At 72.1% G+C, this 21,764-nt stretch carries 9 protein-coding genes; 8 read left to right on the top strand and 1 reads right to left on the bottom strand.

The window, feature by feature from the left end; all coding sequences use genetic code 11:
* Positions 1-4 precede the first annotated feature (4 nt).
* Positions 5-1,681 (bottom strand): (2,3-dihydroxybenzoyl)adenylate synthase, encoded by a 1,677-nt coding sequence (locus tag CKW28_RS13955; protein ID WP_003926866.1) that lies wholly within the window; start codon positions 1,679-1,681, stop codon positions 5-7.
* Between the two features lie 99 nt (positions 1,682-1,780).
* Between CKW28_RS13955 and CKW28_RS13950 the strand changes: the two genes are divergently transcribed.
* The 8 genes from CKW28_RS13950 to CKW28_RS13915 are packed head-to-tail and all read left to right on the top strand — an operon-like array spanning position 1,781 to position 21,725.
* The gene (locus tag CKW28_RS13950) at positions 1,781-5,320 is read left to right on the top strand and encodes a non-ribosomal peptide synthetase (protein ID WP_040547330.1); all 3,540 of its coding nucleotides are present in this window, start codon (positions 1,781-1,783) and stop codon (positions 5,318-5,320) included.
* Positions 5,317-6,063 (top strand): thioesterase II family protein, encoded by a 747-nt coding sequence (locus CKW28_RS13945; RefSeq protein WP_003926864.1) that lies wholly within the window; start codon positions 5,317-5,319, stop codon positions 6,061-6,063. Before CKW28_RS13950 ends, CKW28_RS13945 begins: the two co-directional genes overlap by 4 nt.
* Positions 6,060-7,388, top strand: coding sequence for a beta-ketoacyl [acyl carrier protein] synthase domain-containing protein (locus CKW28_RS13940; RefSeq protein ID WP_003926863.1), 1,329 nt, complete (start codon positions 6,060-6,062; stop codon positions 7,386-7,388). Before CKW28_RS13945 ends, CKW28_RS13940 begins: the two co-directional genes overlap by 4 nt.
* The gene (mbtD, locus tag CKW28_RS13935; protein WP_003926862.1) at positions 7,385-10,465 is read left to right on the top strand and encodes a mycobactin polyketide synthase MbtD; all 3,081 of its coding nucleotides are present in this window, start codon (positions 7,385-7,387) and stop codon (positions 10,463-10,465) included. Before CKW28_RS13940 ends, mbtD begins: the two co-directional genes overlap by 4 nt.
* Complete coding sequence (locus tag CKW28_RS13930; RefSeq protein WP_003926861.1) at positions 10,462-15,816, top strand: non-ribosomal peptide synthetase; 5,355 nt, start codon at positions 10,462-10,464, stop codon at positions 15,814-15,816. Before mbtD ends, CKW28_RS13930 begins: the two co-directional genes overlap by 4 nt.
* The gene (locus tag CKW28_RS13925) at positions 15,813-20,225 is read left to right on the top strand and encodes a non-ribosomal peptide synthetase (protein WP_003926860.1); all 4,413 of its coding nucleotides are present in this window, start codon (positions 15,813-15,815) and stop codon (positions 20,223-20,225) included. The genes CKW28_RS13930 and CKW28_RS13925 overlap by 4 nt, the downstream gene beginning before the upstream one ends.
* The gene (mbtG, locus tag CKW28_RS13920) at positions 20,222-21,532 is read left to right on the top strand and encodes an NADPH-dependent L-lysine N(6)-monooxygenase MbtG (RefSeq protein ID WP_003926859.1); all 1,311 of its coding nucleotides are present in this window, start codon (positions 20,222-20,224) and stop codon (positions 21,530-21,532) included. Before CKW28_RS13925 ends, mbtG begins: the two co-directional genes overlap by 4 nt.
* Positions 21,513-21,725, top strand: coding sequence for an MbtH family protein (locus CKW28_RS13915; RefSeq protein WP_003926858.1), 213 nt, complete (start codon positions 21,513-21,515; stop codon positions 21,723-21,725). Before mbtG ends, CKW28_RS13915 begins: the two co-directional genes overlap by 20 nt.
* The last annotated feature ends 39 nt before the right edge of the window (positions 21,726-21,764 follow it).

Below are 21,764 nucleotides of genomic sequence, written 5' to 3'. Positions count from 1 at the left end.
CGGATCACTGCGACAGCACCTGCTCGACGACCTTCTTCTTGTCCACCTTGCCGACCGCGGTCATCGGCAGCGACGGCAACGCCACCAGCACGTCGGGGCGGGCGTGGGTGGCCACCCCGCGCTCGTCGAGATAGCCGTTGAGCTCGGTCAGCGAGACCGGAGCACCGCGGAACACCACTGCGGCGCAGATCTTCTCGCCGAGGAACTCATCGGGGAGCGGGACCGCCGCGGCGGCGTAGATCGCGGGATGGGTGAGCAGATGGTCCTCGAGGTCGGTGGCCGACACGGTCTCTCCGCCGCGGTGGATCACATCCTTGACCCGCCCGGTCACCTCGACATGGCCGGCCCGCGGTCCGTCGGCGAAGATCCGCACCCGGTCACCGGTGCGGTAGAACCCGTCCGGGCTGAACGAGCGGGCGTTGGCCTCGTCGTCGCGGTAGTACCCGTTGAGCGTGTTGGGGCCGCGGACCAGCAGTTCACCCTCTTCACCGGGGGCCACCTCGGCACCGGATTCATCGACCACCCGCATCTCGTCGTGCGGCGACATCGGCCGGCCCTGGGTGTGCACCACGACGTCGATCGGGTCACCGGGCCGGGTGAAGTTCAGCATGCCCTCGGCCATCCCGAAGATCTGCGACATCCCCGGGGTCAGCCGGTCCAGGATGAACTGGGCCTCCTGCGGGGACATCCGTGATCCGCCGACCTGCACCACCCGCAGTGACTCGGGCAGTTCCGGTTCCCACTCGCAGGCCTGCGCCCACAGTTTGGCCAGCGCGTTGACCAGCCCGGTCACCGTGACCCGATGCCGGTTGATCAGCGGGAACGCCGCCTCGGGGCTCGGGTCGGCGGTGAACACGGTGGACGCCCCGACCGTCATCGCGCCCAGCATGCCCGGACAGGCCAGCGGGAAGTTGTGGGCGGCAGGCAGCACCACCAGGTACACGTCGTCGGACGTCATCTCATAGGCCCGGGCGCTGGCCACCGCGGTGTAGACGTAATCGTCGTGGGTCCGCGGGATCAGCTTCGGCAGGCCGGTGGTGCCCCCCGAGACCAGCAGCAGGGCCGGCGCGGTGGTGTCGACCGGCGGGCGGGGGACGGCCGGCCCGGCGAACTCGGCGAGTGCGGACCACGGCACGAACCCGTCGCCCGACGGGTCGGTGGCCCCGTCGACGATCACATGGCGCAACCGTGGACGGCTCGCGGTGAGCGCTCTGGCCAGTTCGCGGTAGTCGAAGCCGTTCGCCCGCTCCGGAATGATCAGCCCCACCGCGCCGGACACCTCGGCGAAATGGCTCATCTCGGCCGACCGGTGGCCCGGCAGGCACATCACCGGGATGGCGCCCGCCCGCAGCAACCCGAAGAACGCGACCGCGAACCGGGTGTCGTTGGGCATCTGCAGCAGCACCCGGTCACCGGGGGCGATGCCGAGATCGGCCAGTCCGGCGGCGACCCGGTCGGCGAGGGCATCCAGCTCGGCGAAGGTGTGGCTGCGGTCCGGGTCGATCACCGCGGCCTTGTCGGGCTGAGCCGCCGCCGCGTCGGAAAGGATGCTGTCCAGCCGACGTCCGGTCCAGTACCCGGCGCGTCGATACTCCTCGACCCGGTCCGGTGGGAACGGGACGAATCCGGTGCGGAAGTCGCTGGTCAGATCGCTTTCGACGGGTTGGAACTCGGTGGTCATCGGCCTGTGTCAGCCCCTCTGGGATAGGTGTGTCCGGTGAGACGAGAATAGGGTAGCCTCTGCGAAGTTAGGTGAGGCTTCGTTAATCAGAGGAGCATTGTGGGTGCTGCAGCGACCACTGCGCTGACCGTCCGTGCCGAGGTCGCCGAACTGCTCGGCGTTTCCCCCGAGTCCCTCGATCCACACGCTGATCTCATTGCCTCAGGCCTGGATTCGATTCGCATGATGACGCTGTCGGGTCGCTGGCGCCGCCAGGGCATCGACGTCGGATTCGCGGCGTTGGCGGCCGAACCGACCGTCGCGGCCTGGACCCGGCTCGTCGCCGAACACACCGGCGCCCCCGGTTCAGGGGAGCCCACGGCAGGCGACCCCGGCGCCGGAGACCCGGATCGCGAGAACGCCGGACAAGCGTCAGCGGACGACCCGAACGCGCCGTTCCCGCTGGCCCCCATCCAGCACGCGTTGTGGGTGGGCCGTGACGAGCTCACCGAACTCGGCGGGGTCGCCGCCCACCTGTACGTGGAATTCGACGGGGTCGGTGTCGACCCGGAGCGGCTCGGCGCCGCGGCCGCCAAACTGGCCCGACGCCACCCGATGCTGCGCGTCGAGATCCTGGGCGACGGTACGCAGCGGATCAGCGACCGGACCCTACCGGTCAAGGTGACCGACCTGCGGCACCTCGACGAGGCCGCCGCCGAACAGCAGCTCGAGGAGATCCGGCAGGCCAAATCGCATCAGATGCTGCACGGCGAGGTCCTCGAACTGGCGCTCACCCTGCTGCCCGGCGGGCGCACCCGGCTGCACGTCGACCTGGACATGCAGGCCGCCGACGCCGTCAGTTACCGCAACTTCATGGCCGACCTGGCCAGGTTCTACAAGGGCGTCGAGCTGCCGGAACTGGGCTACACCTACCGCGAGTACCGGGCCGCGCTGACCGCCACCGAGCCGGCCGACGCCGAGGCGGACCGGCGGTGGTGGACCGACCGGCTCCCACACCTGCCCGAGGCGCCGGCGCTGCCGCTGGTGCCCCGCCCCGAACAGCGCGACCCGCGCCGGGGCACCCGCCGCTGGCGTTACCTCGACGGCGAGATGCGCGACCGGCTGTTCGCCGCCGCCCGCAATCGCGGCATCACTCCGGCGATGGCGTTCGCCGCCTCCTACGCCGGGACCCTGGCCCGCTGGTCGACCAACCGGCACTTCCTGCTGAACCTGCCGATGTTCGGCCGGGAGCCGTTCCATCCCGACGTCGACAAGCTCGTCGGTGACTTCTCGTCGTCGCTGATGCTCGACGTGGACTTCACCGCCGCGCACACCCCCGCCGAGCGGGCCCGGGTGATGCAGGCGGCGCTGCACACCTCCGCCGCGCACGCCACCTACTCGGGGCTGTCGGTGCTGCGCGATCTGAGCCGCCTGCACGGCAAACCGCAGCTGGCCCCGTTCGTGTTCACCAGCGCCCTGGGCCTGGGCGACCTGTTCGCCGGGGATGTCACCGAACAGTTCGGCACCCCGGTCTGGCACATCTCCCAGGGGCCCCAGGTGCTGGTGGACGCGCAGGTCACCCCGTTCGACGGCGGGCTGCTGGTCAACTGGGACGTCCGGGAGGACGCGTTCCGCCCCGGCGTCGTCGACGCGATGTTCGCCTACCAGCTGGCCGAACTCGAACGGCTGGCCGCCGACGACGCGGCGTGGGACGCCCCCGACCCGCCGGCGGTACCGGCTGAACAACTCGCCGTGCGCGCCGGGCTCAACTCCGTCACCGCGGGACCGAGCGGGGAGGCGCTGCACGACGGCTTCTTCCGCCGTGCCCAGGCCGCCCCCGACGCCGTCGCGGTCATCAGCTCGGCGGGTCAACTGACCTACGCACAACTGCGTGAACAGGTCCTGGCGGTCGCCGGCGCACTACGGGTCGCCGGCATCAAACCGGGCGACACCGTCTCGGTGGTCGGCCCCAAGGGCGTCGACCAGGTCATCGCGCTGCTGGGCATCCACGCCGCCGGGGCGGCCTACGTTCCGGTCGGCGCCGATCAGCCGGCTGACCGGGCCGCGGGCATCCTGCGCAACGCCCGGGCGCGGATGGCGCTGGTCTGCGCCGGCGGTGACCTGCCGGCCGATCTGCCCGCCCTGACCGTGGCGGAGGCGCTGCGCGTCGGGTCCCACGAGACCGGGGTCACCCCGGCGGCGATCGACCCGCAGCAGATCGCCTACGTGCTGTTCACCTCCGGCTCCACCGGCGAGCCGAAGGGGGTCGAGGTGAGCCATGACGCGGCGATGAACACCGTCGAGTTCATCAACGCCCACTTCGGGATCGGCCCGGACGACCGCTGCCTGGCGCTGTCCACCCTGGAGGGCGACCTGTCGGTGCTCGACATCTTCGGCATGCTGCGGGCCGGCGCCGCCCTGGTCGTGGTCGATGAGGCCGACCGCCGCAACCCGGACGCCTGGGCGCGGATGATCGCCGAGCACCGGGTCACCGTCCTGCACTGGATGCCCGGCTGGCTCGAGATGCTGCTGTCGGTGACCGACTCGCTGTCCACCGTGCGGGTGGTGCCCACCGGCGGCGACTGGGTGCGCGCCGAGATGGTCCGCGCGCTGCGCCGCGCCGCCCCGGACGTGCGGTTCGCCGGACTCGGCGGCGCCACCGAGACCGCCATCCACAACACCATCTGCGAACCGCCCGACCCGCTGCCGGACACCTGGACCGCGGTGCCGTTCGGCCGCCCGCTGCCCAACAACGCCTGCCGGGTGGTGGCCGCCGACGGATCGGACTGCCCGGACTGGGTGCCCGGCGAACTGTGGGTGTCGGGCCGCGGCATCGCCCGCGGCTACCGGGGACGCGACGATCTCACCGCCGAACGCTTCGTCGAACACGACGGCCGCATCTGGTACCGCACCGGCGACCTGGTGCGCTACCTGCCCGACGGGCAGATCGACTTCGTCGGCCGCGCCGACCACCGGGTCAAGGTCAGCGGCTACCGCATCGAGCTCGGCGAGGTGGAGGCGGCGCTGCGTCGCGTCGCCGGGGTGGACGGCGCGGTCGCCGCGGTCCTGCCCGCTCCCGGCGACGGCCGCGGCGAGCAGCTGGCCGCGATCGTGCGTGTCACCGACCCGCAGCTCACCGTCGAGGAGCTGACCGCCCGGATGGGGGAACTCGTTCCGCCGCACATGGTTCCGAGCCATCTGCTGACCGTCGAACAGATCCCGTTCACCGTCGGCGGCAAGATCGACCGGCGCGCGGTGTCGGCCCTGCTGGCCGACAGCCTGGCCGAGAAGGCCGACAACCGGGCGCCGTCGTACCGGGCGCCGTCGACCCCGTTGGAGCGGGCGCTGGCCCACATCGTCGCCAAGGTGCTGGGCCGGGACCGCGTCGGCCTGGACGACGACTTCTTCGAACTGGGCGGTGATTCGGTGCTGGCGACCCAGACCGTGGCGCGGATCCGGGACTGGCTCGACTCCCCGGGCGTCATGGTCACCGACATCTTCGCCGCCCGTGACGTCGGATCACTGGCCCGCCGGCTCATCGACGCCGAATCGGGCCGCGAGCGCCTCGACGAGGTCGCCCGGGTCTACCTCGAAGTAATGGAGATGACCGCCGCCGACGTCGCGTCCGAACTGGAGTCCACCTCCGCAAAGGCGTCATGACGGTTTTACGACAGGACTTCGCACCGTGGATCAAGCGGTTCCCGGCCGGCGGCGAACGCACCGGCCGGGCGGCCGTGCTGTTCCCGCACGCCGGCGGCGCCGCCGCGGCCTACCGCACGCTGGCCAAGGCGCTGTCCGACAACGGAACCGACACCTACATCGTGCAGTATCCGCAGCGCGCGGAGCGGCTGCGGCACCCCGCAGCCGACAGCATCAGCGACCTCGCGGCGCAGCTGTTCGAGGCCGGGCCGTGGGGCTCGGTGGGCCCGCTGGATCTGTTCGGCCACTGCATGGGCGCGGTGGTGGCGTTCGAATTCGCCCGGGTCGCCGAACGGCACGCGGTTCCGGTGGGCACCCTGTGGGCGTCGGCCGGGCAGGCGCCTTCGACGGTCGGCGAGGGGCCGCCGTTGCCCACCACCGACGCCGATGTGCTCGCCGACATGGTCGATCTGGGCGGCACCGATCCGCGCCTGCTCGATGACGAGGATTTCGTCGAACTCCTCGTGATGGCGGTGCGGGCCGACTACCGGGCGTTGAGCGGATACCGGTGCGGTCCGGACGAACGGATCCGCGCCGACATCCACGCCCTGCGCGGCGACCGCGACCACCGCATCAGCCGCGAATGGTCGGACCGCTGGGCGTCGCACACCTCCGGCCGGTTCACCCTGTCGACCTTCGACGGCGGCCACTTCTACCTCAACGATCATCTGACCGACGTCGCAGCGCTGGTGAGCGGACGATGACGGACCCCCGGCAGACCGGAACCGCCGACGACCCGGTGGTGATCGTCGGTATGGCGGTGGAGGCGCCGGGCGGCATCGAAACCCCCGAGGACTACTGGACGCTGCTGTCCGAACAGCGCGAAGCGCTGAGCCCGTTCCCGACCGACCGCGGCTGGGCACTGGACGAACTGTTCGCCCGCACCCGCGCCGAGGGGTTCAAACCGATCCACGACCTCGGTGGATTCCTCGCCAGCGCAGCGGATTTCGACCCGGAGTTCTTCGGGATCTCGCCGCGCGAGGCGGTCGCGATGGATCCGCAGCAGCGGGTGGCGCTGCGGCTGGCCTGGCGGGCCCTGGAGAACAGCGGGATCAACCCCGACGACCTCGCCGGCCACGACGTCGGCTGCTACATCGGCGCCTCCGCGCTGGAATACGGGCCCAGGCTCGACGAATTCTCCGAACACGCCGGACATCTGATCACCGGCACGTCGCTGGGGGTCATCTCCGGGCGGATCGCCTACCTGCTCGACCTGGCCGGTCCCGCGGTCACCGTCGACACCTCCTGCTCGTCGGCGCTGTCGGCCTTCCACCTGGCGGTGGGGGCGCTGCGGTCCGGCGACTGCGACATGGCGTTGACCGGCGGGGTGTGCGTGATGGGCTCACCCGGGTACTTCGTCGAGTTCGCCAAACAGCACGCACTGTCCGACGACGGGCACTGCCGCGCCTACAGCGCCCACGCAAGCGGCACGGTGTGGTCCGAAGGCGCCGGAATGTTCGTGCTGCAACACAGATCCGGTGCGCGGCGCGACGGCCGGACGGTGCTGGCCGAGGTGCGGGCCAGCTGCCTGAACTCCGACGGCCGCACCGTCGGCCTGACCGCCCCGAGCGAGCAGGCCCAGGCGAAGTTGTTCACCCGGGCGATGCGACAGGCCCGGGTCGCACCCGGCGACGTCGGCATGATCGAGGGCCACGGCACCGGCACCCGGCTCGGCGACCGGACCGAACTGCGATCGCTGGCCGCCACCTACGGCGCCGCGCCCCCCGGCCGGGGTCCGCTGCTCGGCTCGGTCAAATCCAACATCGGCCACAGCCAGTCCGCAGCCGGTGCGCTCGGGCTGGCCAAGGTGCTGGTGGCGGCGCAGCGCGCCACCATCCCCCCGACCTTGCACGCCGACGAACCGAGCCGCGAGATCGACTGGGACAGTTGCGGGTTGCGGTTGGCGGACAAGCTGACGCCGTGGCCGGCCCGCGACGGCGAGCGAATCGGCGCGGTGTCCGCGTTCGGGATGAGCGGCACCAACACCCATGTGGTGGTGTCGATACCGGAACGGGGTGAGCCGTCATGACGCCGATCACCCGGGCGAACAGCTGGCCCGACGGGCGCATCCCGGTGCTGCTGAGCGCCCACGCCGAGGATCTGCTGCGCGCCGACGCCCGCGCCCTGCTGGACTATCTGGACCGGGAACCGGCCGCCGCGGTGGACGCCGTGGCCGGCCGGCTCGCGGCCACCCGCCGGGTCCGGCGGCACCGGGCGGTGATCCGGGCCGCGGACCGAACCGAACTCGCCGACGGCCTGCGTGCGGTCGCGGACGGCGCCGAACACCGACTGGTCGCCCGCAGCGACCACAGCACCGCGCCCCGCCTCGCGTTCGTGTTCCCCGGGCAGGGCAGCCAGTGGCCCGGAATGGGTGCCGCCGCCTACCGGCAGTTCGCCGAATACCGAGCCGGGGTGGACGCCTGTGCGGCGGCGTTCACCGCGGCCGGGGCGCCCGCTCCGCTGCGGTATCTGACCACTCCCGACGACCCGGAGTCGTTCTGCGAGACCGAGGTCGAAGGCGCGCAGTTCACCCATGCGGTCGCGCTGGCCCGGATGTGGCGGCATCACGGTGTGCTACCCGACATCACCGTGGGACACAGCCTGGGCGAGGTGGGTGCGGCCTACATCGCCGGCGCGATCACGCTGGCCGACGCGGTGTCGGTGGTCATCGCCCGCGCCGGGGTGGTGGACCGGTTACCCGGCCGATACGCCGTCGCCGTGCTCGGCGTCGACGCCGACGCCGCCCGGGACGTCATCGCATCCACCCCCGGCTGGCTGGAACTGTCGGTGGTCAACGCACCGTCGTCGGTGGCGGTCTCGGGGGACCGCGACGCGGTGTCCGCCGCGGTGGCCCGGGTCCGCGAGCAGGGCCGGTTCGCCCGGGAGATCACCGTCGGGTTCCCGGTGCACACCAGCATCCTGGAACCGCTGCGCGACGACCTGCTGCGCAACCTGCCGCAGGCCGAGTTCGCCGACAGCCCGGTGCAGTTCATCGGCGCCGCCACCGGTGACGTGGTGCCGGCCGGCACCGGGTTCGGCCCCTACTGGTACGGCAACCTGCGCCACCTGGTGCGGTTCGACCGTGCCTTCCAGACCGCGCTGCGCTGCGGCGCCCGCACCTTCGTCGAACTGTCGGCCCACCCGTCGCTGCTGTTCGCGATGTCCGAACTGCTCGGCGACACCCCCGCGACGCTGCTCGGTTCGACCCGGCGCGATGAACCGATCGCCGAGACGTTCACCGCCAACCTCGCCGCGGCCGCGGTGTCCGATCCGGGCTACGACTGGCGCGCGGTGACGCCGGCCGGTCCGGACCGCCTGACCGGCTTCCCCAACGCGCCGATGCGGGCCATCCCGATGTGGGCGACCGCCGCGCCCCGCCGCATCGGTCGCGCCGGAGGTGTACGGGGGGAGGAGGCGCCCGGCCTGAGGATTGCCGCGGAGGTGTGGGAACCCGTTGCGGCACAGCCCGGTCCGGCGTCCGCGGCGACGCCGGTACCGGTCGCCCTGCTGGAACTCGGCGACACCGGCCGGCTCGGCGGATGGCTGCGTGAGCTGCTCGGGAACCGTCCGGACGTGGTCCTGGTGGGGCCCGAGGCCGCGGAGGTCGCCGTGGTCGCCGCGCCGGAGTCCGACACTGCCGCCCCGGAGGCCGGCGTCGCGGCGATCACCGAGCTGGTCAGGGCCGGCGGGCTGCGTTATCCGGCCGCGCCGGGCCCGCACTGCCGGGACGTGTGGCTCGTCACCGTCGGCGCCGAGCAGGTCCACCCTGACGATCCGGTGGCTCCGGTGCCCGCCGCGGTGGCCGCGATGCACCGCAGCCTGGGCCTGGAGAATCCGCAGATCCCGTTCCACCACCTCGATCTCGAGCAGGGCGTCGGGTCGGACACCGCTCGGGACACCGACCCGGCCGTCGCGGCCCTGCTGATGGACGCCGTGCTGTCTGCGACCGGTGGGGGAGGACTGGCGATCCGCACCACCGGCGCCGGCGCGGTGCTGTACCGGCGCGGCCTGCGCGACGTGCCCGCCCCGCCGCCGCTGGACCGTCCCGGCCTGCTCGACGAGGTGGTGATCACCGGCGGCGCCGGAGCGATCGGTCTGCACTACGCCCGCCAACTCGCCCGCCGCGGGGCGAAGCGGATCGTGCTGCTCAGCCGCCGCCCGGTGGACCCCGCGGAGCTCGCCGCGCTCGCCGCCCCGACCGGCGCCGAGGTGCTGTCGGTGTCCTGTGACCTCACCGACCCGGATGCGGTGGCGGCCGCGGCCGGACGGTACGGCGGCGCCGGGGCGTCGCTGCTGATCCACGCCGCCGGCGCGGCGACGTTCGACACCGGTGACCGGATCGACCCGCAGGCCACCGCGAACACACTGGCCGCCAAGCTGATCGGGCTGTCCCGGCTGGTCCGGGACTGGCCGCTGCGGCCGGACGCCCGGCTGCTGCTGTGCTCGTCGGTGTCCGGCCGGTGGGGCGGGCAGGGACACACCGTGTACGCCGCGGCCAACCGGATGCTCGATGTGGCGGCCCACCGGCTGCGCGCCGAGGGCCGCGACGCGGTGGCGATCCGGTGGGGATTGTGGCAGTCCGGTCCCGAGACCGGTCGCGGGATCGTGGACGCCGACGAGGCCGCCCGCATCCGACGGTCCGGGCTGCTGCCGATGGCGCCGGCCGAGGCGGTCGAGGCGAGCCTGCTCGCCCACACCCACGACCCGTTGGTGTTCGCCGCCGACCCGGACCGGCTGCGGCTGTTCCTCGGGGAACCCGATTCGGTTGCGCAGCCGGACACCACCGCGTCGGCGCCGACCGGTGGCACCGGGCCCGCGGTGGACACCGACGCCGCCGTGCGCGGCGAACTGGCCGCCGTGCTCGGCATCCCCGACCCCGACACCATCGACCTCGAGGCCTCGCTGTTCGACCTCGGCGTCGACTCCCTGTTGGCGGTCGACCTGCGAAAACGATTCCGGAAGGTCGTCGGTCGGACCGTGCCGCTCGCCAGCCTGCTCAGCGGCATCACCGGCACCGAACTGGTCGACGAACTCGACGCGGCGATCCGGCCGACGATCCGCGAAGCGCCCAGAAAACCGCCCAAGAAAGTGAACTCTCCTCAGTGACTGACACCACCGAAACCCGGCCCGCCGGCGCCGACGACGAGGCCCGCCTGGCACTGTTGCGCCGCCGCCTCAGTGAGCGCGGACTGTCGGCGCAGCAGACCACCGGGGCGGCCAGCGAGGACCGGCTGTCCGACGGTCAGCTGCGGATGTGGTTCGTCCACCAGGCCGACCCGTCCGGCGCGTTGCTCAACATCTGCCTGTCGTACCGCATCTCGGGTCCGGTCGACCTGGCCGCGCTGCGCGGTGCGCTGGACGCCGTGGCGCGCCGCCACCCCGTGCTGCGCACCACCTACGCCGCCGACGAGAACGGCGAGCCACGGCCCACCGTGCACGCCGAGCTCCGCCCGGGCTGGACCGAACACGATCTGACCGACCTCGCCGATCAATCCGAGCAGGCCCGGCGGTTGCGGCTCGAGGTGCTGGCCCAACGCGAATTCACCGCGCCGTTCGACCTGAGCGTCGATTCCCCGTTGCGGATCACCATGATCCGCACCGGCGCCGACGAGCACATCATGCTGCTGGTCGCGCATCACATCGCCTGGGACGACGGGTCGTGGGAGGTGTTCTTCGACGATCTGACCCGCGCCTACACCGGCGTGGACCTGGGGGAGGAGCTGGCACCCCAGCTGCCGCCCGGCCCGCGCGACCCCGACGCCGACCTGGCCTACTGGCGGGAGGTGCTCGCCGATCCGCCGGAGCCGCTGGAACTTCCGGGTCCCCACGGGTCCGCGGTGCCGAGCGGCTGGCGTTCGGCCCGCGACAGTGTCACGCTGGGCGCCGACACCGCCCGCCGGGTGGTGGAGCTCGCCCAGGAGACCGGTTGCACTCCGTACGCGGTGCTGCTGGCCGTGTTCGGCACATTGATCTTCCGCTACACCCACGCCGACGACTTCCTGGTCGCCACCCCGGTGCTCAACCGCGACAGCGGCGCCGAACAGCGGATCGGCTACTACGGCAACACGGTGGCGATGCGGCTGCGCCCGAACGCCGCGATGTCGTTCCGTGACATGCTGGCCCAGTCCCGCGACACCGCCCTGGGTGCATTCGCCCACCAGGGCATCAACCTGGACCGGGTGGTCCGTGAACTCAACCCCGACCGGCGCCACGGCACCGAGCGGATGACCCGGGTCAGCTTCGGATTCCGCGGGCCCGACCGCTTCGGCTTCACCCCGCCCGGGGTGCGGTGTGAACGCGCCGAACTGCGCAGCCACCTGACCCAGCTGCCGCTGGGCGTGATGATCGAATTCGACCCCGACCCCGCCGACCCGGGCGCGACCGTCGAGATCGAACACCTGGTGGAGGTCATCGAACCCGCGCTGGGCCGCCAACTGCTCAGGCACTTCGTGGTGCTGCTCGAGGATGCGCTGCGCCGCCCGGACACCCCGCTGTCCCGCCTGCGGCTGATGGACGACGCCGACCTCGCCTGGCTGCGCGACGTCTCCCGCGGTGACCGGTTCGACACCCCGGCCCGCACCCTGCCGGACCTCATCGAATCCCAGGTCCGGCAGACCCCGGACGCCGTCGCCGTCGTCTACGAGGGCCGGCACTACTCGTACCGGGAACTCAACGAGGCCGCCAACCGGGTGGCCCACTGGCTGATCGGCCAGGGCATCGGCACCGAGGACCGGGTCGCGGTACTGCTCGACAAGTCACCCGAGCTCGTCATCACCGCGCTGGGTGTGCTGAAGGCCGGCGCGGTGTACCTGCCGATCGATCCCACCTACCCCGACGACCGGTTGTCGTTCATCCTGGGCGACTGCGACGCCAGACTGGTGCTGCGCGAACCCGTCTCGGACCTCGACGGGCAGCCGACCACCGATCCGACCGACACCGACCGGGTGCGTCGGCTGCTGCCCGGCAACACCGCGTACCTCATCTACACCTCGGGCACCACCGGTCTGCCCAAGGGGGTTCCGGTGCCGCACCGGCCGGTCGCGGAGTACTTCGTCTGGTTCAAGGGCGACTATCAGGTCGACGCGAACGACCGGCTGCTGCAGGTGGCCTCCCCGAGCTTCGACGTGTCGATCGCCGAGATCTTCGGCACCCTGGCCTGCGGCGCCCGGCTGGTCATCCACCGGCCCGGCGGGCTCAACGACATCGGCTACCTCACCGCCCTGCTGCAGGACGAAGGCATCACCGCCATGCACTTCGTGCCGTCGCTGCTGGGCCTGTTCCTGTCGCTGCCCGGGGTGAACCAGTGGCGGACCCTGCAGCGGGTGCCCATCGGCGGCGAACCGTTGCCGGGTGAGGTGGCCGACAAGTTCCACGCCACCTTCGACGCCCTGTTGCACAACTTCTACGGCCCGACCGAGACCGTCATCAACGCCAGCCGCTACAAGGTGGAAGGCAAGCAGGGCACCCGGATCGTGCCGATCGGCCGGCCGAAGATCAACACCCAGCTGCACCTACTCGACAACGCGCTGCAGCCGGTGCCCGTCGGCGTCATCGGTGAGATCTACATCGGCGGAACCCATGTCGCGCACGGCTACCACCGGCGGCCCGGCCTGACCGCGGAGCGTTTCGTCGCCGACCCGTTCAACCCCGGCGGGCGGCTGTACCGGTCCGGCGACCTGGCCCGGCGCAACGCCGACGGCGACATCGAATTCGTCGGCCGCGCCGACGAGCAGGTGAAGATCCGCGGATTCCGGATCGAACTCGGCGACGTCGCGGCGGCGATCTCGGTGGATCCCAGCGTCGGTCAGGCGGTGGTGGTGGCCACCGATCTGCCCAACGTCGGCCGGAGCCTGGTCGGATATCTCACCCCGGTGAGCGGCGAGTCCACCGATTCGGTTGCGGTGGAACGCATCCGCGCGCGGGTCGCCGCCGCGCTGCCGGAGTACATGGTGCCGGCCGCCTACGTGGTGCTCGACGAGATCCCGATCACCACCCACGGCAAGATCGACCGGGCGGCGCTGCCCGAACCGCAGATCGCCTCGATGATCGAGTACCGGGAGCCGGCCACCGACACCGAACGCGAGGTCGCCCGGCTGTTCGGTGACCTGCTCGGCCGCTCCGAGCGCATCGGCGCCGACGACTCGTTCTTCGACCTCGGCGGGCACTCCCTGCTGGCGACGAAGCTCGTCGCGGCCGTGCGGTCTGCCTTCGGGGTGGACATCGGGGTGCAGGACGTCTTCGAACTGGGCACGGTGGCCCGGCTGGCCGGACGCATCGACGAGTTGCGTTCGGGCAGCGGCGGACCGTTGCGCCCCCGGCTGACCCCACAGCATTTCGACGGCCCGGCGCCGCTGTCCTCGTCGCAGCTCCGGTCCTGGTTCGCCTACCGTGTGGACGGCCCCAGCGTCGTCAACAACATCCCGTTCGCGGCGCGGCTGCACGGCCCGGTCGACGTCGACGCGCTGGAGGCCGCGATCGGCGATGTGATCGCGCGGCACGAGATCCTGCGCACCGTGTACCGCGAGATCGACGGTGTGCCCTATCAGATCGTGCTGCCGACGGAGCCGGTGCCGGTGCGGCGGGCGGACGGACAGGGCGAACAGTGGCTGCGCGCCGAACTGGACGCCGAACGCCGCCATGTGTTCGACCTGGAGAACGAGCGGCCGATCCGGCCGGCGATCCTGTCGCTGCGGCCGGATGCCGGCTCGCCCGACTCGCCGGCGGGCGACGTGCACGTGCTGTCGCTGGTGATGCACCACATCGCCGGGGACCACTGGTCGGCGACCGTGCTGTTCACCGACCTGCTGACCGCCTACCGGGCGCGGACGGCAGGTCAGGAGCCGGCCTGGGCGCCGCTGCCGGTGCAGTACGCCGACTTCGGCGCCTGGGAATCCGAACTGCTCGCCGAGGAGACCGGCATCGCAGGACCGCAGCGCGAGTACTGGACCCGTCAGCTGGCCGGCCTGCCCGAGGAGACCGGGCTGCGGCCGGACTTCCCGCGCCCGCCGGTGCCCAGCGGGCTCGCCGAGGCGGTCGAGTTCACCATCGACGCCGCGGTCCGGGAGAAGCTCGCCGGGCTGTGCCGCGATCTCGGCATCACCGAGTTCATGGCGTTGCAGGCCGCGGTGGCGGTGGTGCTGCACAAGGCCGGTTCCGGATCCGACATCCCGCTTGGCACCCCGGTGGCGGGCCGGTCCGAACCCGAACTCGACCAGCTGGTCGGCTTCTTCATCAACATCCTGGTGCTGCGCAACGACCTGAGCGGCAACCCCAGCCTGCGGGAGGTGTGCCGGCGCGCCCGGGAGATGGCGCTGGCCGCCTACGCCCACCAGGACCTGCCGTTCGACCAGGTCGTCGACGCGGTCAGCCCGGTGCGCACGCTGGCCCGCAACCCTCTGTTCAGCGTGGTGGTGCATGTGCGCGAACAGCTTCCGGAGAACCGGGTGATCGACCACGGTCCGGATGGCGACACCACCGTCACCGTGCTGGAACCACCGTTCGACGCCGCGCACGCCGATCTGTCGCTGAACTTCTTCGCCGCCGAGGACGGCGGCGGATACCGCGGCCATGTCATCTACCGGCCCGAGCTGTACAGCCGCGACACCGCGCAGCGGTTCGCCGACTGGCTGGGCCGGGTCGTCACCGCATTCGCCGAACGTCCCGACATCACGCTGCGCGAACTCGAGATCGGCGCCCCCGGTGAGCGTCGGCGCATCCTCGAGGAGTGGGGCGGCGGCACCGTCTACGTGCTCGACGAGACCCTGCAGCCGGTGCCGGTCGGGGTGGTGGGCGACGTCTACACCGCCGGACCCGCGCTGGCCGCCGCGCACTGGACCCGGGCCGGCGTCACCGCCACCCGGCTGGTCGCCGACCCGGTCGGCAACCGTCCCGGCGCCCGGCTGTACCGCACCGGTGACCGGGCCCGGTGGATCGCGGACGGTGTGCTGGAGTTCGTCGACGCACAGCCGCCCACCATCCCCGCCGTGCGGCCGGACAGCGGGCAGCGACCGGGCGGGCCGCCGGCCACCGACACCGAACGGGCGCTGGCGACGCTGCTCGCCGAGGTGCTCGACACCGAGGTGACCGGACGCGACGACGACTTCTTCAGCCTCGGCGGGGACAGCATCCTGGCGGTGCAACTGGCCGCCCGGGCCCGCGACACCGGGCTCAAGCTGACCGCCCGGATGGTGTTCGAACACCCCACCCTGCACGAACTGGCGGCTGCCGTCGAAGCTCGAGAAGCCGTCGAAGCTCGAGAAACCGCCGAAGCCGGTGGCGCCGAAGCCGGTGGCGCCGAGAGCGGGGGTGGTGCCGACGGCGCCGAGCGGGGTGCGGCCGCGGGGGATTCCGGGAACGGCGCCGCCAGCCACGCGCCGATGAGCACGTCGGGCCTGTCCGCAGAACAACTCTCGGCGCTGACGGCGTCGTGGAACCCGGCCGGTGAGGACGCGCCGTGACCCGCACCGATGCCGACCGCGCGGTGACCATCGAGGACGTGATGGCGCTGACCCCGCTGCAGCGGGGTCTGTACTCGATGACCGTGCTCAGCGAGTCCGAATACGCCGACGGTGACCCCTACGTCATCGCGATGGCCGCCGACGTGACCGGATCGCTCGACGTGCCACTGCTCGAACGGTGCGCGGCGGCGATGCTGGACCGCCACCCCAATCTGCGGGTCAGCTTCGTCCACGGGGACCTGCCGCATCCGGTGCAGATCGTGCCCAGCCGGGTGACCCTGCCGTGGCGGCACGTCCGGGTGCGGTCCGCCGCCGAGGCCGCCGAACTGGAGCAACGGGAACGGCGCCGCCCGTTCGACCTGGAGCGGGGGCCGGTGATCCGGTTCCTGCTCATCGAGGTGCCCGGCCCGCGCTGGCGGCTGGTGATCGTGGCGCACCACATCGTGATCGACGGCTGGTCGCTGCCGCTGTTCGTCTCCGAACTGCTCACCCTGTACCGGGCCGGCGGCGAACCGCAGGCGCTGGGCACCCCGCCGCGGCCGTACCGCGACTACATCGGCTGGCTGGCGAACCGCGATCAGGACGCCGGCCGGGCGCTGTGGTCCGAGCACCTGGCCGGGCTCGACGGCCCCACCCTGCTGACCCCGGCGCTGTCGGACGCCGAACCGGCGCCCGGACTGCCGAGCCGCACCGAGGTGAGGCTGCCCGCCGACGCCACCCGGCGGCTCGTCGCCGACGCCCGGACCCGCGGGGTCACCCTCAACACCCTGGTCCAGATGGGCTGGGCGGCACTGCTGTCGGTGTTCACCGACCGCCGGGACGTGACCTTCGGGATGACGGTGTCCGGCCGCCCGGACGAGCTGGCCGGTGTCGAGTCGATGGTGGGGCTGTTCATTAACACGGTGCCGCTGCGGGTCCGCCTCGACCCCGCCGGGACGGTCGGCGCGCAATGCCGTGCGCTGCAACGGACCGCCGCCCGGCTGCGCGACCACAGCTACCTCACCCACACCGAACTGCGCACCCTCGGCGGTGTCGGGGATCTGTTCGACTCGCTGCTGGTCTACGAGAACTTCCCACCGGGCGGGCTGGTCGGCGAACACCGATTCGAGGCCAACGGCGCCACCTTCGTCCCCGCCGCACTGGAGAGCCTGTCGCACTTCCCGGTCACGATCGCCGCGCACCTGGCCGGCGACGAGCTGACCGTGCTGGTCGAGACCCTGCAGGGGGCGCTCGGCCCGGTGTGCCCCGAACAACTCGGCCGCCGCCTGCTCACCACCGTGCAACGGTTGATCACGATGTGGGACAGGCCGCTTCGCGAGGTGAGCATCCTCCTCGACGAGGAACGCCACGAACAGCGCACCGCCGTCGCGGCCGCGGCATCCGACCGGCCCGACGGTGCCGCGGTGTCCACGCGGGGCGGCGTGCACGGGGCGATCAGCGCGGCCGTCCGCCGCACCCCGGACGCCGTGGCGCTCAGCTGGGCCGACGGTGCGCTGACCTACGCCGAGCTGGACGCGGCGGCCGACCGGCTGGCCGCCGCACTGGCCGGCCGCGGGGTGCGCGCGGAAACGCCGGTGGCCGTGTTGCTTCCGCGTGGACCCGAGTACGTGATCGCCATGCTGGCGATCCTGAAGGCCGGTGGTGTCATCGTGCCGCTGGATCCGTCGATGCCCGGGCACCGCATCGCCGAGATCCTGCGGCAGACCTCGGCGCCGATCGTCGTCGACCAGGCGGTGTCGGACGCGGTGCGCGCCTCCTCCGCCGCCTGGTCACCCCCGCCGGTGCATCCGGGACAGGCGGCCTACACCGTGTTCACCTCCGGGACCACCGGGGTGCCCAAGGGGGTGGTCGGCACCCACGACGCGCTGCTGGCGTACGCCGACGACCACGCCCGAAACGTGTTGCGGCCGGCCGCCGCCCGGCTGGGCCGCCCGCTGCGGATCGCGCACGCCTGGTCGTTCACCTTCGACGCGGCGTGGCAGCCGCTGGCCGCGCTGTTCGAGGGGCATGCGGTGCACATCATCGGTGACGACGTGCAGCGCGACGCCGAGGCGCTCGTCGACACGATCGACCGGCACCGGGTGGACATGATCGACATCACGCCGTCGATGTTCGAACAACTCCGGGCCTTCGGTCTGCTGGGCCGGGTGCCGCTGGCCGTACTCGCGCTCGGCGGTGAGGCGGTCGGCATCGGCACCTGGCGGTTCATCCGCGACGAATGCGAACGCACCGGGATGGCCGCCTACAACTGCTACGGGCCGACCGAGACCACGGTCGAGGCCGTCGTCGGCCGGTTCGCCGCCCACGAACAGCCCGTGATCGGGCTGCCCACCCGGCACACCCGCGCGTATGTGCTCGACGCCTGGCTGCGCCCGGTGCCCGACGGGGTGGCCGGCGAACTGTATCTGGCCGGCGCCCAGCTGACCCGCGGGTATCTCGGCCGCGCCGGGGAGACCGCGACCCGGTTCGTGCCCGACCCGTTTGATCCGGGCCGGCGGATGTACCGCACCGGCGATGTGGTGCGCCGCACCGCCGACGGTGCGCTGCAGTACCTCGGCCGCAGTGACGATCAGGTCAAGATCCGCGGGTTCCGGGTCGAACCCGGCGAGGTCGCGGCGGTACTGCAGACCCATCCGGCGGTGCGGGCCGCGCACGTCGCCGTCCGTCGGCACCGCAGCGGCCCGCGGCTGGTCGGATACGTCGCCACCGGTGGCGCCGAGGTCGACGTCGACGAGCTGCGGCGGATGCTGGTCGCGCGGCTGCCGCGCTACCTGGTGCCGCACCGGGTGACCGTGCTGGACCAGCTCCCGCTCACCCCGCACGGCAAGATCGACGACGCCGCCCTGGCCGCACACGACGACGCCACCGGCTCTCCGGTGGCCGAACCGGAGACTCCGACGGAAAAGGCGCTGGTCGAGGCGGTTGTCGACCTGCTCGGCCCCACCCCGGTCGACGTCGACGCCGAGCTGCTGTCGCTGGGGGTCGACAGCATCGTGGCGCTGTCGGTGGTGCAGGCCGCCCGCCGCCGGGGTCTGGCGCTGCGGGCCCGGTTGATGCTGGAATGCGGCTCGATCCGCGAACTGGCCGCCGCGATCGACGCGGAGGCGAACGCCGCACCGGACACCGAGTCGGCGGATGCCGGTGCGGGCGAACCGATACCGGTGCTGCCGGCCGTGCACTGGCTCTATCAGCACGGCGATCCGCGGCGGTTGGCGCAGACCGAGGCCATCCGGTTGCCCGACGGCATCACCGGCGCGGACCTGCGCACGTTGCTGACCACCGTCGTCGCGAGCCACGAGGTGCTCCGCACCCGGCTGGACCGCACGACGATGACGCTCGTCCCGCAGCATGATGGGGACATCGGCGACCGGTTGCGGGAGGTGACGGTGCGCGGCGACCTGACCGCGGCGGTCGCCGAACAGGTCGACCTCTCGGTGCGGACGCTCGACCCGGAGGGCGGCCGGCTGTGGTCGGCGGTCTGGCTTCGTCCCGAGCAGGGGCCCGGGGTGCTGGTGTGGACCGCCCACGTCATCGCCATGGACCCGGCCTCGTGGCGGGTGGTGCTCGGGGACCTCGACGCCGGTTGGCACGCACTGTCCGCCGGCCGCACACCCGCGCCCACCGCCGAACACACCAGCTACCGCCGGTGGTCGGCGCGGCTGACCGAGCGGGCGCAGCATCTCGACACCGTGGACTTCTGGATCCGCCAACTCGACGGGGACGATCCGCAGCTGGGGGCGCGGCGGATACGACCGGACCTCGACCGGGCCGCGGATCTGACGGTGAGCGTGGCGATCACCGAGGCGGCGCTGACCGGGCGGCTGTTGGCGGCGCCGGAACGCACCCCGGATCTGCTGGCCGCCGCGGCCGCGCGCACCGTCACCGCGTGGCGACGGCGGCGCGGACAGCCGACACCGACGCCGCTGCTGGCGCTGGAGACCCACGGCCGCGCCGACACCGTGGTCGACGACGGCGCCGACACCAGCCAGACCGTCGGCCTGCTCACCGCGATCTATCCGCTGCGGGTCGACCCGGACGCCGGCGGGGTGCCCGAGGTGGCCGGGCACGGGATCGACTACGGACTGCTGCGGTACCTGCGGCCCGACACCGCCGAGCGGTTGGCCGCCCACCCCGAGCCGCAGCTGCTGCTGAACTATCTGGGCCGCGCCGATGTGGGGGCCGGCGGTGCGTTCCCGGTCGACCGCGGTCTGCTGACCGACGTGTCGGTGCTGCCCGAACCCGATCTGTCGGTGCGCCATGAGCTGACGGTGATGGCGGTCATCCTGCCCGGTGAAGACGGGCCGGTGCTGGCCACCCAGTGGCGGACTCTGCCCGAGATCCTGTCGGCCGCGGATATCGCCGTCCTCCAATCGCTTTGGCAACAGTCGCTGGAAGAGGTGGCACCATGACCGGCACCCTGGCCGTGCTCGGGGCGGGACCCAAGGCCATCGCCGTGGCCGCCAAGGCCGCCGAGCTGCGCGACATGGGCGTGGACACCCCCGAGATCGTGGTCGTCGAGCGCACCGGTATCGCGGCGAACTGGACCGCGGCCGGCGGCTGGACCGACGGCGAACACCGGCTGGGCACCAGCCCGGAGAAGGACGTCGGATTCCCGTACCGCTCGACGCTGGTGCCGCGGCGCAACGCCGAACTCGACGAGCGGATGACCCGGCACAGCTGGCAGGCCTACCTGATCGACACCGCGCAGTTCGCCGAATGGGTGGACCGGGGCCGGCCCGCGCCCACCCACCGCAAATGGGCGGCCTACCTGCGGTGGGTCGCCGACCGGATCGGTCTGAACGTCCACCACGGGGAGGTGACACGCATCTCGGTCGGGGGACCGGGATGGCAGTTGCACACCGCCGACACCACCGTCTCCGCCGACGCCACCGTCTCCGCCGACGCGGTGATGATCACCGGGCCCGGGCAGGCCGAACGGACCCTGCTGCCGGGGGATCCGCGGGTGATGTCGATCGCCGAGTTCTGGCGGCGCGCCGCCGCACATGAACTGATCGTCGCCGAACGGGTGGCGATGATCGGGGGTGGGGAGACCGCCGCCTCGATGCTCAATGAACTGTTCCGGCACCGGGTTTCGACGATCACGGTGATCTCCCCGCAGGTCACCCTGTTCACCCGGGGTGAGGGATTCTTCGAGAACAGCCTGTTCTCCGATCCCACCGGGTGGACGAGTCTGACATTGGCCGAACGTCAGGACGCCATCACCCGCACCGACCGCGGGGTGTTCTCGGCGCGGGTGCAGGAGGCGCTGCTGGCCGACGACCGGATCCGGCATCTGCGCGGCCGGGTCGCGCATGCGGTGCCCAAGGACGGGCGGATCCGGCTGACCCTGCACACCGATCAGGCCGGCGGCGAACGGATCGAGACGGTGCACGGGTTCGACCTGGTCATCGACGGTCAGGGTGCCGACTCGACCTGGTTCATGAACCTGCTCGGACAGGACGCACGAGATCTGCTCGAACTCGCGCTGGGCGGCCCGCTCACCGCTGATCTGCTGCAGCAGTCGATCGGCCACGACCTCGCCGTCGCCGGGGTCACCCCGAAACTGTTCCTGCCGAATCTGGCCGGCCTCAACCAGGGGCCCGGCTTTCCCAACCTCAGCTGTCTCGGCCTGCTGTCCGACCGCATCCTCGGTGCCGACATCGTGACCAGCGCCGACCGGACGAAGTGGAGAAGTGATGAGCACCAACCCATTTGATGACGAGAACGGCACCTTCTACGTGCTGGTGAACGACGAGGGCCAGCACAGTCTGTGGCCCACGTTCGCCGATGTGCCCGCCGGCTGGCGCATCGTGTTCGGGGAGTCGAGCCGGGCCGACTGCCTGGCCTACGTCGAGGAGCACTGGACGGATCTGCGGCCGCGCAGTCTGCGCGCGGCGATGGCCGACTGAGGCCAGGCCGACGGTGCCGTCGGACGTGAGGTTGCGTGC

This window comes from Mycolicibacterium thermoresistibile (genome assembly GCF_900187065.1).
GTDB lineage: Bacteria > Actinomycetota > Actinomycetes > Mycobacteriales > Mycobacteriaceae > Mycobacterium > Mycobacterium thermoresistibile.
This window is presented reverse-complemented; position numbering and strand designations above follow the sequence as displayed.